At 70.2% G+C, this 14,830-nt stretch carries 14 protein-coding genes; 10 read left to right on the top strand and 4 right to left on the bottom strand.

Annotated elements, in window-relative coordinates; all coding sequences use genetic code 11:
* Positions 1-320: 320 nt before the first annotated feature.
* A complete protein-coding gene (locus tag ACZ45T_RS20285) occupies positions 321-1,880 on the bottom strand; it encodes a sigma-70 family RNA polymerase sigma factor (RefSeq protein ID WP_468443148.1) in 1,560 nt (519 codons plus the stop codon).
* A 343-nt stretch (positions 1,881-2,223) separates the two neighbouring features.
* Here ACZ45T_RS20285 and ACZ45T_RS20280 point away from each other — a divergent pair, with 343 nt between their 5' ends.
* Positions 2,224-2,598 (top strand): methyltransferase domain-containing protein, encoded by a 375-nt coding sequence (locus ACZ45T_RS20280; RefSeq protein ID WP_468443146.1) that lies wholly within the window; start codon positions 2,224-2,226, stop codon positions 2,596-2,598.
* Between the two features lie 123 nt (positions 2,599-2,721).
* Entirely contained in the window at positions 2,722-5,340 is a 2,619-nt protein-coding gene (locus ACZ45T_RS20275) for an RICIN domain-containing protein (protein ID WP_468443144.1), read from the top strand.
* Between the two features lie 236 nt (positions 5,341-5,576).
* Here ACZ45T_RS20275 and ACZ45T_RS20270 read toward each other — a convergent pair whose 3' ends face one another.
* Positions 5,577-6,149, bottom strand: coding sequence for a TetR/AcrR family transcriptional regulator (locus ACZ45T_RS20270; protein WP_468443142.1), 573 nt, complete (start codon positions 6,147-6,149; stop codon positions 5,577-5,579).
* 97 nt (positions 6,150-6,246) lie between these two features.
* Here ACZ45T_RS20270 and ACZ45T_RS20265 point away from each other — a divergent pair, with 97 nt between their 5' ends.
* The 3 genes from ACZ45T_RS20265 to ACZ45T_RS20255 all read left to right on the top strand — a co-directional run bounded on the left by ACZ45T_RS20265 (position 6,247) and on the right by ACZ45T_RS20255 (position 10,228).
* Positions 6,247-7,824: a carboxylesterase/lipase family protein gene (locus ACZ45T_RS20265; protein ID WP_468443140.1), complete on the top strand. Its 1,578-nt coding sequence runs from the start codon at positions 6,247-6,249 to the stop codon at positions 7,822-7,824.
* 133 nt (positions 7,825-7,957) lie between these two features.
* Positions 7,958-8,899, top strand: coding sequence for an RNA polymerase sigma factor SigJ (gene sigJ / locus ACZ45T_RS20260; protein WP_468443138.1), 942 nt, complete (start codon positions 7,958-7,960; stop codon positions 8,897-8,899).
* Between the two features lie 126 nt (positions 8,900-9,025).
* The gene (locus ACZ45T_RS20255) at positions 9,026-10,228 is read left to right on the top strand and encodes an NAD(P)/FAD-dependent oxidoreductase (protein WP_468443136.1); all 1,203 of its coding nucleotides are present in this window, start codon (positions 9,026-9,028) and stop codon (positions 10,226-10,228) included.
* A 31-nt stretch (positions 10,229-10,259) separates the two neighbouring features.
* Here ACZ45T_RS20255 and ACZ45T_RS20250 read toward each other — a convergent pair whose 3' ends face one another.
* Positions 10,260-10,595 (bottom strand): YnfA family protein, encoded by a 336-nt coding sequence (locus ACZ45T_RS20250; protein ID WP_468443134.1) that lies wholly within the window; start codon positions 10,593-10,595, stop codon positions 10,260-10,262.
* A 65-nt stretch (positions 10,596-10,660) separates the two neighbouring features.
* The gene (locus ACZ45T_RS20245; protein ID WP_468443132.1) at positions 10,661-11,023 is read right to left on the bottom strand and encodes a hypothetical protein; all 363 of its coding nucleotides are present in this window, start codon (positions 11,021-11,023) and stop codon (positions 10,661-10,663) included.
* A gap of 361 nt (positions 11,024-11,384) precedes the next feature.
* Between ACZ45T_RS20245 and ACZ45T_RS20240 the strand changes: the two genes are divergently transcribed.
* The 5 genes from ACZ45T_RS20240 to ACZ45T_RS20220 form a co-directional block, all read left to right on the top strand.
* Entirely contained in the window at positions 11,385-11,588 is a 204-nt protein-coding gene (locus ACZ45T_RS20240; protein ID WP_468443130.1) for a cold-shock protein, read from the top strand.
* Positions 11,589-11,848: 260 nt separating this feature from the next.
* On the top strand, positions 11,849-13,378 hold the full coding sequence (locus ACZ45T_RS20235; RefSeq protein WP_468443128.1) for a DEAD/DEAH box helicase: 1,530 nt from the start codon (positions 11,849-11,851) through the stop codon (positions 13,376-13,378).
* Positions 13,365-13,532 (top strand): hypothetical protein, encoded by a 168-nt coding sequence (locus ACZ45T_RS20230; protein ID WP_468443126.1) that lies wholly within the window; start codon positions 13,365-13,367, stop codon positions 13,530-13,532. The genes ACZ45T_RS20235 and ACZ45T_RS20230 overlap by 14 nt, the downstream gene beginning before the upstream one ends.
* A gap of 48 nt (positions 13,533-13,580) precedes the next feature.
* A complete protein-coding gene (locus tag ACZ45T_RS20225; RefSeq protein ID WP_468443124.1) occupies positions 13,581-13,889 on the top strand; it encodes an SCO5918 family protein in 309 nt (102 codons plus the stop codon).
* Positions 13,890-14,588: 699 nt separating this feature from the next.
* A partial coding sequence (locus ACZ45T_RS20220; protein ID WP_468443122.1) for a MerR family transcriptional regulator occupies positions 14,589-14,830 on the top strand: 242 nt, incomplete at its 3' end.

Raw genomic sequence — 14,830 nt, 5'->3', positions numbered from 1 at the left:
GGGAAGTCGGGGAACCTCCCACGCCGACACGTCATGGTGAGCGGCGGGAAGGCACCCCACGAAAGTGGAGGCCTCCGAACTCGCGGTCTCGTAACAGAAAAGTCGCGCCGTCCGGACGATTGCTCGGTGCTGCATCTCGCAGGCAAAAAGCGTTACGCCAAGCCCCGCGGTCTGGTCGTCCCTGTGGAAGGGGCGCGCGTCGCCCTGGATCGAAGCTGGATTCGGCGCAGCACTCGGCTCACTGCCGGGTAGGGAACGGCGTGGTGCAGGATCGTGGTGCAGGATCACCAGCTGTCACTGCGCGACTCGGTCCAGAATGCTCAGGGAGCGGTAGCCCAGGCCCTGCGCATGATGAAGGAAGCCTGGCCGGCGTAGGCCTGAGTGCCGTCGGAGCCATCGAGCCAGATGCCACCGTCGCGGTGGCGGAGGGCCGATCCGGGGTAGTTGTGCGCGTGCAGGGTTACCGACCCGGTGACCGACCCGGGGTGCGGACAGAAGGTGGCGTCTTCACGGAACAGTTCGCTGCCGTCGTTGGAGCTCAGCCGTAGCCGCAGGTCACGATGGCGCAGATAGCGGCCGTCGGCGGCGCGGAAGGTGACGCACCGTGTGTCGGCCAGCCCCCCGATGACCGTGAAGGTGACCCGCTGCCGTGTCTGCGCGCTGCTGGATGCGGAGACTCGGCCGAGCGTCGCGAAGTCGTCGGCATACGTGAGGTAGAGGGCGGGCTCGTCCACGGACTCCAGCGACTGCGCGCCCAGCGGAACAGTGCCTGCGACGGCGGACGGACTCACCGGGGACGGTCCGGCCGACGTGGTGGTGCTCGACGGGATCGGCGTGGGGTTGCCGACCGTGGGAGCGGCGATGACACCGGGCACCCGGTGCGCCGGTTCGGGCCAGGTCGCGTAGGTGGCGGTCCCGGCGATGAGCACAGCGCCGGTGGCGAGGCCCACCAGCGGATGAGCGGTCACCGCGTGGAGTTTGCCGATCAGCGCGCTGTGCAGACTGCCTCCACCCGTCGCCGTGCCGACGGCGACGGGTGCCGTGGCCAGCCCGGCGGCGCTCGCGGCCGTACCCGGCAGCAGGCCCTTGGCGGCCAGCGCGGCGATGAGTCCGGCCGAGACGGCCAGCGGCGCGAGGCTGGGGAGCAGCAGTGCGGCCGGAACCCGTTCTGTCGTAGTCGCCATGCAGACCGGGCAGCCGCGGGTGTGCCGCGCGATCCGCTTGCGCCACACCGATGCACGGAGACCGTCCCAGCCGACGACGGTCTCGTCCAACTGCGGACAGCGCGGGTCGGCCTCCAGCGCGGCGACGATCGTCCGGCTCAGTTCCAGCTGCTCGCGCATGCGTTGCAGGCGTACTCCGACGTGGGCGACAGTGAGCCCCATCGCGGCGGCGATGTCGTCACGGCTCAGCGAGCCGGCGCATTCCTGCCACCACAGCGACAGCAGCACCCGATGGTCCGGGTCGAGCCACCGGCCGGCTTCGACAACCTGACGGCGCTCGTCCGACACATGCAGACGCAGGATCGTCAGGTCCTCAGGTTCGGCGTCGGCGTCCGGTATCTGGAGTGCCTCGTCGATGACCGTGGTCCGGCCGGCGAAGGCGCGTTGCCGGTGCCAGTGGGTATTGATCTGGCGGAGCGTGATCGACACCAGCCAGGACCGGAAGCTCTCCGGGGCACGCAGGGCAGGCAGGTCGCGCACCACGCGCAGCAGGGTTTCCTGGACGACGTCGTCAACGTCGGCATGTCCGCTCAGCGCTCGCCCGACGATGTTGTAGAGCAACGGCAGGTACGCGGCGATCAGCTCCTCGCGCGCCCGATCGTCACCGGCCTGCGCCGCGACAACCAGCCCCGCGTGGTCCGCATCCATGAGCCCCATTCCAACCTCCCTCAGGGGAGCGATCCGCCGCGTACGGCGCCGCACCTTGGCGTCGGCAAGGGTATGCGGCCAAAGCCTGTGCCTTGGATCAATGGACCGGGGCCCGCGCCGACTTGGAGGGCCCGGTACCGCGCGTCGTGGGCTTGTCGGTGGTGTTCCATGGCCGACTCCCACAGATCATCCGGGCGCGTTCGGGTAGCCGGCGGCCAACTCGCGGACGGCCCGTTCAAGACCGACGATCTCGGAGGGAGACAGCTCCGGCCTCGGAGACGGCGTGCCGTGCAAAGGCCGTGGCCACGTCCTCGGCGCCGAAACGCGTGGGACGGGGTCCGGAACGGCCAGGGTGGACGCCGTCGTCATCGTCTGGCTGCTCCATCTGCTCGACGACGTCACCCCGGCGATCGCCGAAGCAGCCCGGGTGCTGCGGCCCGGCGGGGTGCTCGTCACGACCGTCGACAAGGGGGAGGCCGTCTTCCGAGCCGCGAGCGACGTCGCCGCGGTGACGGAGCCGCTGCGGCGGAGGTGCACCCGCAAGGCCCACCGCGTCGTAAAGGGCGACCGAACCTTCGAAACCCAGGCTGGTGCGGCCGACGTGCTCAGCCGCTGGCTCAGACATCAGGAGACAAGCGATCCGCCGACCAAGGCCGTGGACACCAAGGGCACCAAGGGCACCAAGGGCACCCGGCCACTGATCAACGCCTACCGCACCACGAGGTGACCTGAAAAAAGTTCCCGGCTCAAGGCAACCCTTTGCGGGGCCTGTTACCACAAGGAGTCGGATCCGGCCGTTCCGGTAGCTGGATCCACTTTCCTCTGGTGGCATGCAAGGAGAACACCCCCCATGAAGAACCCCACGAACGGCGGGCGCCGCGGGCGTCACCGTCGTCGCTGGACCGCGACCAGCCTGCTGCTCGGCGTCCCCGCCATCGTCGTGCCGTATCTCCTGTTCGTGCAGGAGGACTCACAAGCCGCGACGGTCGACGGCGATGCCTACTACCGGCTGGTTTCCGTACGCAGCGGCAAGGTGCTGGACGTCAACGGCTTCTCCACCGCCGACGGCACCCGTATCCAGCAGTGGACCGACCAGAACACCGCCAATCAGCAGTGGAAGCTGAGACCCACCGGGGACGGCTACTACGAGCTGGTGAACCGCAACAGCGGCAAAGTGCTGGGCATAGCGGGCGATTCGACCGCCCAGGCCGCTGCCGCAGAGCAGCAGACCGACAGCTCTTCCACTTCCCAGGAGTGGCGGATCGACGATGTGAGCGGTTCCGACGCCGTCACCTTCACCTCCCGCAAGAGCGGCCGGGTCCTGGACGTTTCCGGAGAGTCCACGGCCGACGGTGCGGCAGTCATCCAGTACCACGGCAAGGGCAGCACCAACCAGCAGTGGAAGCTGGTGAAAACGGCCAAGACCCAGGCGACCGCGACCGGACCGTATGTGTGGAACAACGCCCAGGTGGTGGGCGGCGGTTACGTCACCGGGCTGGTGTTCAACCCCCGCGAGAGGGGCCTGCTGTACGCGCGCACCGACATGGGCGGCGCCTACCGCTGGGACGCCGCGGCCGAGCAGTGGATCCCGCTCACCGACTGGGTCGGCGAGAAGGACTGGAACCTGCTGGGCATCGATTCGCTGGCCACCGACCCCGTCGACCCCAACCGGTTCTACGCCGCGGCGGGCACCTACACCAACGGCTGGGCGGGCAACGCCGAGCTCCTGCGCTCCATGGACCGGGGCCGCACCTTCCAGCGCACCGCTCTGCCGTTCAAGCTGGGCGCCAACGAATACGGCCGCGGAGCGGGCGAGCGGCTGGCGGTCAACCCCGCGGACAACGGCACCCTGCTGCTGGGCACCCGCAAGAACGGCCTGTGGCGCAGCACCGACCACGGCGTGACATGGAGTCAGGTCTCCTCGTTCCCCGTCAAGGACGGGGCGAGCAGTGGCGCGGGCGTCACCTTCGTGACGTACGGCCCGGCCGGCAGCGGGACGGTCTATGTCGGCGTCGCCGACAAGTCCACCTCCCTGTACCGCTCCACCGACGGCGGCAGCACCTGGCAGGCCGTCTCCGGGCAGCCCACCGGCGAGATGCCGCAGCACGGCGTGGTCTCCGGTGACGGCTCGCTGTACCTGGCGTACGCCAACTCCATCGGCGATGCGACGGCGGGTTCGGTGTGGAAGTACACGCCGGCCGGCGGGGCGTGGAAGAACATCTCCCCGTCCCAGGGCAACTACGGGTTCTCCGGTCTGGCCGTCGACCCGCAGAAGCCGTCCACGGTGATGGTCACCACCCTCCACCGGTGGTGGCCCCAGGACGAGCTGTACCGGAGCACCGACGGCGGCACGACCTGGAAGGCACAGGCCGCGAAATCTGAGCGGGACGCCTCCGGCGCGCCATACGTCGGTACCGGCATCGGGCACTGGATGACCGCCCTGGCCATCGACCCCTTCGACTCCGGGCACGTGCTGTACGGCACCGGCAGCGGCATCTGGCGCAGCAAGGACGCCAACACCACCGACAACGGCGGCACCAGCCACTGGATCGTGGGGTCCCGGGGGCTGGAGGAGACCTCGCTGATGGACGTGGTCGCCCCGCCCGGCGGCGCCACCGTCATCTCCGCCATGGGTGACCTGGGCGGATTCCGCCACGACTCCCTGACGAAGGTGCCCGCCGGGCGGCTGGACAACCCGATGATGATCACCAGCACCGACATCGATTTCGCCCAGTCCAATCCCTCGGCGATGGTTCGCGTCGGCCGTGGCGGCGCGCAGGACGGCGCCTACTCCACCGACGGCGGCAGCACCTGGAACGGCTTCAAGTCGGAGCCGGTGGGCAGCGCCGACAGCGGTCATGTCGCGCTCTCGGCGGACGGCTCCGCCATCGTCTGGACCGAGGCCGGTCAGGCCCCGTACCGCTCGACCGACAAGGGGGCGAGCTGGTCGAAGGTCAGCGGTCTGGGCACCGGCGCCGTGGTCGTCGCCGACCGCTCCTCGGCCAAGACCTTCTACTCACTGGCCGACGGCACGCTCTACGCCAGCACCGACGGCGGCGCGACCTTCACCGCCCGCGCCACCAACCTGCCCGCCGGCCGGCTCGCGGCCGTCCCCGGCATCGCCGGGGACCTGTGGATCTCCGGCGGCGACAAGGGGCTGCTGCACTCCACCGACGGCGGTCGCACCTTCACCACGCTCACCGCGGTGCAGTCCGGCTCCGCGCTCGGCTTCGGCAAGGCCGCGCCGGGCGCCGATTACCAGGCCCTGTACCTGATCGGTACCGTCAAGGACGTCACCGGAGTCTTCCGCTCCACCGACAAGGGCGCCACCTGGCTCCGCGTCAACGACGACGCCCACCAGTGGGGCAGCATCGGCGGCGTCGGCGTCATCGCCGGCGACCCCGACACCTACGGCCGCGTCTATGTCGGCACCAACGGACGCGGCCTCCAGTACGGCGACCCGTCCTGACCCCAACGCCCGAGCGGTGCCGCAGGCACACAACGGCCTGCGGCACCGCCATGGCTGAGGGACCTCGCCTCGTCCTGCACGAGCTCCTGGGGCTGTCCGGACGATGCGCAACGAGGCGACCCCGCATCGTCAAGACGTGGAGCAGCACAACCAAGACGACTGAGTCACCGACCGTCATCCGCTCTTGAAAGAAGGCCCAGGTCAGCGACCTGGGCCTTCTTCGTTGTCTGTCATGGTCAGCGCGCCAACTCGGCCAGGGCCCGGACGCCTTCGAGCACCTCGGCAGCGGTGGGGGCGCTGGAGGGGTCGCTGAGGCACTGGAGCATCACACCCGACACGAGCGCCAACTGCACGGCGCCGAGGGTGCGGACGGAGGTGTCCGACACCTCCTCCTCGCGGACGCCGTCCAGGATGGCCGCCATGCCACGCCGCCCCTGAGCGGTGCCCCCGGCCAGCGCGGCGCGCAGCTCCGGCTGGCGCTGGGCCTGCATGAACAGTTCCACCGAGGCGAGCCAGAGGTCGGGGTGCGCGCCGAAGTCCTCGATCAGGCTCTCCCAGATGCGCTCGAAGTGCGCCCTGGAGGAGCCGTCGGCGTCGGGGACCAGCGCCCGGCCCATCGCGTCGCCCCACTCGTCGAGGATCTCGAACAGGGCCTGGTTGAGCAGTGCCTCGCGCGAGCCGTAGTGGTAGCCGACGGCGGCCGTGCTCACGCCGGCGGCCGTGGCGATGTCACGCACAGAGGTGCGGTCGTATCCCTTTTGCCGCAGGCAGGCCTTGGCGCCGATGAGCAGGGCTTCGCGGTTTCCCATGCTCACGAGCCTAGCGCCCGTGTGACACGAACGCCTCATACGATCGAGTTATACAAGCGTATTGCACGATCGTGCAAACCTGCGTAGCGTTCGGGCCATGAGACACACCAGGAACGTTTCCAAGGGGTTCATCGCCGCCGCCCTCACGCTGACCACGCTGGGCATGGGCCTGGGCGTCGGGCCGGCCACCCCCGCGCGAGCGGCAGCAGGCGGCACCGCCGGCACGGTCGTCGGCACCACCGGCGGCGCCGTGCGTGGCACCGCCGACAGCGACGGCCTGCGCAGCTTCCAGGGCATCCCGTACGCGGCTCCGCCGGTGGGGGACCTGCGCTGGGCCTCGCCGCAGCCCGCCGTGCCCTGGACCGGGGTACGCGAGGCGACCACTCCGGGATCCCCCTGCGCGCAGCCGAAGGGGCTGCCCGTCGGAGTGCCCAGCGAGGCCGAGGACTGCCTCTACCTGAACGTCACCACCCCCGCCACGCAGACCGGCAAGCGGCCGGTGATCGTGTGGATCCACGGCGGCAGCCTGATGTTCGGCAGTGGCGACCTCTACCGCCCCGAGCGGCTGGCCGCCGAGGGCGCCGTCGTCGTGTCGGTCAACTACCGGCTCGGTGTCATGGGCTTCCTGTCGGACCCGGCGCTGGGGACCTCCGGCGGCCTCGGCCTGGAGGACCAGCAGGCCGCGCTGCGCTGGGTCCGCGCCAACGCGGGCGCCTTCGGGGGCGATCCCGGCAACGTGACGATCATGGGTGAGTCCGGCGGCGGGTACAGCGTCTGCGGCCACCTCGCATCGCCGAAGTCGACCGGACTGTTCGACCGCGCCATCGTGCAGAGCGCGCCCTGCGCCACGGGCGGCTCCCGCACCCGGGAGGAAGCCGAGGCCGAGGCCAAGGCCACGCTCGCCAAGCTCAAGGAGCTGAAGTCCAAGGAGGGCAAGGATTGCAACGATGCGGAGTCCTGCCTGCGCGGCACGGACGCGGCCACGCTCATGAAGGCGTACGGGACCTGGAACGAGCCCCGCCCGATCGCCGGTACGGACCTCATGCCACTGGCCCCCGCCGAGGCGCTGCGCACGGGCAATTTCAACCGCGTCCCGGTCCTCATCGGGGTCAACCACGACGAGGAGCGCGGCCGGATCCTCGGCCAGGAGCTGACGGGCGGTCCCATGCCGCCCGAGGCGTACGAGCCCGAAATCCGCAAGGAGTTCGGCGCCCAGGCCGACGCGGTGCTGGCCCGCTACCCGCTGAGCCGCTTCAGCTCCGCCGGCGAGGCCCTGGCAACGGTCCTGACCGACCGCACCTGGTCGGTTCCGACGCTGGACACCGCCCGGCTGCTGTCGCAGTGGACGCCGACCCGGATGTTCGAGTTCAGCGAGCGCGAGACGCCCTCGTGGGCGGGCGACCCGAAGCTCAGCTTCGAGCTCCGCGCCTCGCACATGTCGGAGCTGCCCTACCTCTTCGACCTCAAGCTGCCCCTGTTCGAGAAGCTGACGGAGAAGCAGGAACGCCTCGGCAAGCGAATGACGGACACCTGGGTGGACTTCGCCGAGTACGGGAAGACGGATTGGCCGAGCTTCCGCAGCGGCGGCTACGTGCAGTCGCTGGCCTCGGGGCCGTGGAAGCGCACGGAGTTCGCCAAGGACCACAACCATGCGTTCTGGAAGAACCTCCGCTGACGCCAAGGGTCGTCCCGCCGACCGAGGTGCCTGGGACGCCGGTCCAGGCGCCTTCGTCGCGTACTCCGCGCTGCTCATCCGAGGGCGCTGCCTCCCTGCCGTTCCACCCCGACGGGCGCCTAGGATCGCGAGCATGGCCCTGATCATGAGTGACGTGGACCGGTTCGAGACTGCCAGGCCCCGGCTGGAGGCCATTGCCTACCGGCTGCTCGGCTCGGCGAGCGAGGCGGAGGATGCCGTGCAGGAGACGTTCCTGCGCTGGCAGGCGGCCGACGTCGAGCGGATCGAGGTGCCTGAGGCCTGGCTGACGAAGGTCCTCACCAACTGGTGCCTCAACATGCTCACTTCGGCACGTGCCCGGCGCGAGACGTACGTGGGGAGGTGGCTCCCCGAGCCGCTGCTCGCCGGGGACCCGATGCTCGGCCCGGCCGACACCGCCGAGCAGCGCGAGTCGGTGTCGTACGCCGTCCTCGTCCTGTTGGAGCGCTTGTCGCCCAACGAGCGGGCGGTGTACGTGCTGCGCGAGGCCTTCGACTACCCGCACCGGGAGATCGCCGAGATCCTGGAGATCACCGAGGCCGCCAGCCAGCAGATCTACCACCGGGCCAAGAAGCACATCGCGGACGGCAAGGCACGCACCGAGATCGACGAGGCCGCCGCCCGGAGAATCATCGAGGAGTTCCTGGCCGCGGCGACCAGCGGCCGTACCGAACCCCTCGTACGGCTGCTCACCCAGGACGCCGTCGCGGTCGGCGACGGCGGCGGAAAGGTCCCGGCCCGCGCGAAGGCGTTCGAGGGCGCGCTGGCGGTCGCGACGTTCATGCGCGGCATGTTCAAGCCCAGCGCGGCCAAGCGGACCCATGTCGGCGGCACGCCCGAGATCTACGCCACGACCGCCAACGGCGAGCCCGCCATCGTGGCGGTCGTGGACGGCCGGGTCGTCGGGATCGCCTGCCTGGAGGTCACCGCGGAGGGCATCGTCGCGGTCCGCAGCCAGGTCAACCCCGACAAGCTCGTCCGCGCGACCGAGCTGTGGGCTGCCGCGGACCACGGGGAGGCGCTCCACACCCTCTGAGGGGGTGTGGCGCAGGGGTGTGGCGCAGGTCACACTCCGATCCTGTCAGGAAACGCGGGGCTGCCCGGTTCAAGGGGCGAAACCACGCCGGACAACGGCAGCCACCGCCCAGACAGGAGCACGGACATGCAGCACCGCATCGTCGTCCTCGGAGCCGGCTACACCGGTGCCCTCGCCGCCGGCCGCCTCGCCAAGCGGCTGCACCACGAGGACGTCGCCATCACCCTCGTCAACCCCGAGCCCGACTTCGTCGAGCGTGTCCGGCTGCACCAGCTCGCGGCCGGCCAGGACCTCAGGCCCCGGCCGTTCGGCGAGATGTTCGCGGGCACGGGTGTGGAACTGAAGCTCGCGAAGGTCACCGCCGTGGACGTGGACCGCAAGACGGTGACGGTCGCCGCCGCGAACGGCCCCGAGCGGGAGGAACTGGAGTACGACACTCTGGTCTACGCCCTCGGCAGCGGCTGGAACCACGGGGGCGTCCCCGGCACCACCGAACACGCCCACGAGGTCTCCAGCCGCCCCGGCGCCCTCCGCCTCCGCGATCGCCTGGCCGCCCTGGACGCCGGACGGCCCGTGGTCGTGGTCGGCGGTGGCCTGACGGGCCTGGAGGCCGCGACCGAGATCGCCGAGGCCCGCCCGGACCTCGACGTCGCCCTGGCCGCCCACGGCGCACTCGGCGACTGGCTCTCGGAGAAGGGCCGCTCCCACCTGCGGAAGGTGGTGGACAAGCTCGGCATCACGGTCCACGAACACGCCGCGGTCAACGCCGTGGAGGCGGACGGCGTGACGACCGCCGACGGCCGGACCATCCCTGCCGAGGTCACGGTCTGGACCACCGGCTTCGCCGTCCACCCGATCGCCCGGGCCACCACCCTGGAGCACACCGACCACGGCCGGATCGTGGTCGACACCACGATGCGCTCGGTCTCCCACCCGGACGTGTACGCCGTGGGCGACGCGGCGATGGCGATCGGCCCGGGCGGCAAGCCCCTGCGCATGTCCTGCGCCTCGGGCGTCCCCATGGCCTGGCAGGCCGCCGACGCCATCGCCGCGCGTCTCGCCGACACCAAGGTCCCCCGCGTCTCCATCCGTTACTTCCAGCAGTGCATCTCCCTCGGCCGCAAGGAGGGCCTGATCCAGTTCGTCACCGCCGACGACCGTGCAGTGGACAGCGCCCTGACGGGCCGCGTGGCCGCCCTCTACAAGGAACTGATCTGCAAGGGCGCAGCCTGGGGCGTCGCCAACCCGACAGCGGGCATGCCGTCCCGGCGCCGGCGTGTCGTACGACAGGAGACCCGGAGCCGCGCACGGGCGGAGGCGACGGCCTGACCTCGCCACGGCCAACAAGGGATGTACCCGGTCAGTGGCTGCGGGGCGCGTACATGATCACGGCCATGCCGGCGAGGCAGACCAGGGCGCCGATCACGTCGTAGCGGTCGGGCCGGTAGCCGTCGGCGACCATGCCCCAGGCGATCGACCCGGCCACGAAGATCCCGCCGTAGGCGGCGAGGATGCGCCCGAAGTTCTCGTCGGACTGGAAGGTGGCCACCACCCCGTACAGGCCGAGGGCGATGACGCCGGCGCCGATCCAGATCCAGCCCTTGTGTTCTCGGATGCCCTGCCAGACCAGCCAGGCGCCGCCGATCTCGAACAGGGCGGCAACGACGAACAGGGCGACGGAACGAACGACGGTCATGAGGGGTGAGCCTAGGGGCGGCGGGGATGAGGCAGCAGGCGCCGGAGGCACAGACGGTCAGGTGGTCACAGCCCGCGTCGACGGCGGCCAGGTCCCCCGGTGGCCGCGGCGGCCCGTTCCTGGAGGGCGTCCAGTACGGTCTCGTGCGCGCTGTCGACCTCGACGTCCAGTCGGACCCGTTCGGGGCCGGGGCCGGGGCCGGGGCTGACGGTGAAGGTGAAGAACGAGCAGCAGACGCTCTCGCGTGCCACCAGATCGCGGACCGTCTCCTCAACTCCCGGGCCGCCGGTGAGCACCATCTCCAGGCGCAGCCGGTCGGGCCGGGAAGAGCCGGCCAGCCTCTGGGCGAACAGTGCATCGAATTCCGCGACCCGCAGCGGCTGCTCGATGGTGGGCAGCGTGCAGGAGGCCGGCACCCAGGTCGTCATGGCGGCCTCTCCCGTCCTTCCGGCCCCACACGGTGTGGGCGGGGACATCTCCTACGGTAAACCTGTGCCCGGGTATCGGAATATCTGTGCCCGCGGTCTGAGAATTTAATGGACCCCGCAGGGAGAGTTTTTGCCGCGGCGCACTGGGGGAAAATGTTTCACCTCCACGAGTCGGTGCGGCGTGCTACTGTCGATCTCGGTTGCAGTTTTGGTACCCAAAAACTTCAAGCGCTCCAGTCGGCCTCCGCGTCGCACGGAAGCGCTTCATATTTCCGGGTCATTTTCCCGGCGGGGCATCATCGCGGCGACACGGCGTCCACACAGTGCGGATTCCGGTGTACTGCCCCAAAGGAGATATGACATGGCTACTGGCACCGTGAAGTGGTTCAACGCGGCCAAGGGTTTCGGCTTCATCGAGCAGGACGGTGACGGCGCTGACGTCTTCGCCCACTTCTCGAACATCGCCGCCCAGGGCTTCCGCGAACTGACCGAAGGCCAGAAGGTCACCTTCGACATCGCGCAGGGCCAGAAGGGCCCGACGGCCGAGAACATCGTTCCCGCCTGACACTGACGCGCAGTTTGCAGCTGGGGCCCGCATCCCTCGGGGTGCGGGCCCCAGCTGCATGCATTTCCCGCAGTGGTTTCACCTGCGGGTGCACTGGATTCACTTCCCCGCGCTATCCACATTTCAGCGCATGCGCCGACACGGATTTCCCGTCGGCCAAGTTCGCTTTCGCATTCCATTCGGCCCGTTCCTGCGATTCCCCGCGCTGCTCTTCCGCTGCGGGAATTCCTTGATACGCGCCGCATCAAGGAAGGTTCTGAATGAACCCCGCACGTACGAACGACCGCTCCTCCCGTACCCGCAGCCGAACCGGCGGCCCCGCTTACGGCTCCGCTTACGGCTCCGCCGCCGGTTCGGATCGGGGCAGGCGCTTCGGTTCCTCCGCACCGAGCCGTTCGGGCGGAGGTCCGAGCCGCTCGGGTGGCTACGGACGCCGGCCCGCCGCCCTGCAGGGTGAGTTCGCCCTGCCGAAGACGATCACTCCGGCGCTGCCCGCGGTCGAGGCGTTCGCCGACCTCGACATGCCCGCGGAGCTGCTGGCCGCGCTCGGCACCCAGGGGGTGTCGGTGCCGTTCCCGATCCAGGGCGCGACCCTGCCGAACTCCCTCGCCGGCCGGGACGTCCTGGGCCGCGGCCGTACCGGCTCCGGCAAGACCCTCGCCTTCGGCCTGGCGCTGCTGGCCCGCACCGCCGGACAGCGCGCCGAGCCCCGCCAGCCCCTGGCGCTGGTCCTGGTCCCCACCCGGGAACTCGCCCAGCAGGTCACGGACGCCCTCACCCCCTACGCCCGCGCCGTGAAGCTGCGTCTGACCACCGTCGTCGGCGGGATGTCGATCGGCAAGCAGGCGGGTGCGCTGCGTGGTGGCGCCGAAGTCGTGGTGGCCACCCCCGGCCGCCTCAAGGACCTCATCGACCGCGGCGACTGCCGACTGAACCAGGTCGCCGTCACCGTCCTCGACGAAGCCGACCAGATGGCCGACATGGGCTTCATGCCCCAGGTCACCGCGCTCCTGGACCAGGTACGCCCCGAAGGCCAGCGGATGCTGTTCTCCGCGACCCTGGACCGCAACGTCGATCTCCTGGTGCGCCGCTACCTCACCGACCCCGTGGTCCACTCCGTCGACCCGTCCGCCGGCGCGGTCACGACGATGGAGCACCACGTGCTCCACGTCCACGGCGCCGACAAGCAGGCCACGACCACCGAGATCGCCGCCCGCGACGGCCGGGTGATCATGTTCCTCGACACCAAGCACGCCGTGGACCGCCTCACCCAGGACCTGCTCAACAGCGGAGTGCGCGCCGCCGCCCTGCACGGCGGGAAGTCACAGCCGCAGCGCACCCGGACCCTGGCCCGGTTCAAGACCGGACACGTCACCGTCCTGGTCGCCACGAACGTCGCGGCCCGCGGCATCCACGTCGACAACCTCGACCTCGTCGTGAACGTCGACCCGCCGACCGACCCCAAGGACTACCTCCACCGCGGCGGCCGCACCGCTCGCGCCGGCGAGTCCGGCAGCGTCGTCACCCTGGTCACCCCCAACCAGCGCCGCGACATGACCCGCCTGATGGCCGCCGCCGGCATCGTCCCGCAGACCACGCAGGTCCGCTCCGGCGACGAAGCGCTCCACCGCATCACCGGCGCCCAGGCTCCCTCCGGCATCCCCGTCACCATCACCGCGCCGGTGTCCGAGCGGCCCAAGCGCAGCTCCGCCTCCCGCGGTCGACGCAGTCCCGCTTCGGCGGCCCGGCGCGTGAGCGTGCGGCAGTCCACCTTCGATGCGGCGGCCTGAGATGCAGCCGCGCTCGGCGGATGCCGAGCCCGCGCACCGGACGGTGGACGACGCGATGCGCTACCGCCGGCTCGACGCCCTACCCGCCGTCGACGAACAAGGCGGACAAGGCGGACAAGGCACCGCTCCGGGCGTCCTCGCCCTCGCACGCTGACCACCTCACCGCGGTCGGACCATTCACCTCTTCCCCCTGTGAGGCATCATGCGCTGTGTCATCGCCCGCTTCCCGTTCGAGCTGACCAAGAGCGGCGTCCTGGAATCGATGAAGGGCGTCAAGCCCGAGGAGGTCATGGGCGAGTCCGTGATCATCGGCCGCCGCACCTACCCCGTCAAGCAGGTCGGCCAGGTCATCACGCGCCAGGACCGCCGTGACTTCAGCGTCGGCGAAGTCCTCCGGGCCATGACCCAGCTCGGCTTCACCTGCCGTGGCCTTCAGGCCGCCGCGCCCACGCCCCTACTCAGCCCGCTCCAGCGGGCATCCGCGAGGCTCGGCACCCCGTTGGCCGTCTGACCGAGGGGAAGGGCGCGAGCCGACACCCGCACGACGAGAGGGCCCGACCGGCACACGCCGGTCGGGCCCTCCTGCGTACCGGCGGGCTTCTCCACGCGGCGCCGGGTCACCCTGGCCCCCGGACCGTTCCCGAAGGTTAGTTCCCCTCGGAGCGCACGAAAATCTATCTCGGCCAGAGTAGACATTGGGTGGTGGCCTGGTTATGGTTTCTCTCGTAGCCCAGAGAGAGAGCAAGGCCTGGCAGAGACGAACTGCCGGGCAGCAGCACGCGCAGTTGCGGTTCGCAGAACGGTGCGGTGGTGGAGTTTCGAAGCCAGCGTTGTTGCAGGACGGCGACGGGACTGACGACCGGACCGGGTGGCCCGCAGTGATCAGGGGCCGCCATGAGCAGTACGAGCAGTACGCAGTCCCCCGTTTGGCAAGCAGTTGATCACCGAGGGAAGAACGGAGGAGCCCAGCGACGCCATCAGGATCGCCCGGGCGGAAGTCTTGAGCCCGGGTACCGCAGGACATCGATAGTGAGGTGGTCCCCGGTCAAGCAACCGCGATCCCCGCGCCCCCGGCCGAGTGCAGGTCAGGTCCGCGGAAACAGAAGGCCGACGCAGTACTAGGGTCGGCAGATGGTGTAGTAGTTCCTTCGGGGCCCTGGTGCCGTACGGCACCAGGGCCCCTCCACGCGTTCCGCAGAAAGAGGTGCAAATGACAGCACACGACTCGTTCGACGATCGTCTCGACGACGACGACTACCCCGCCTACACCATGGGCCGGGCCGCCGAGATGCTCGGCACCACCCAGGGCTTCCTCCGCGCCATCGGCGAAGCCCGCCTCATCACCCCGCTCCGCTCCGAGGGCGGACACCGCCGCTACTCCCGCTACCAGCTGCGCATCGCCGCCCGCGCCCGGGAACTCGTCGACCAGGGCACCCCCATCGAGGCCGCCTG

It is taken from the genome of Streptomyces sp. NPDC030995 (genome assembly GCF_055571215.1).
Note: the sequence above shows the minus strand (reverse complement) of the source record. Positions and strands in the feature narration are given on the sequence as shown.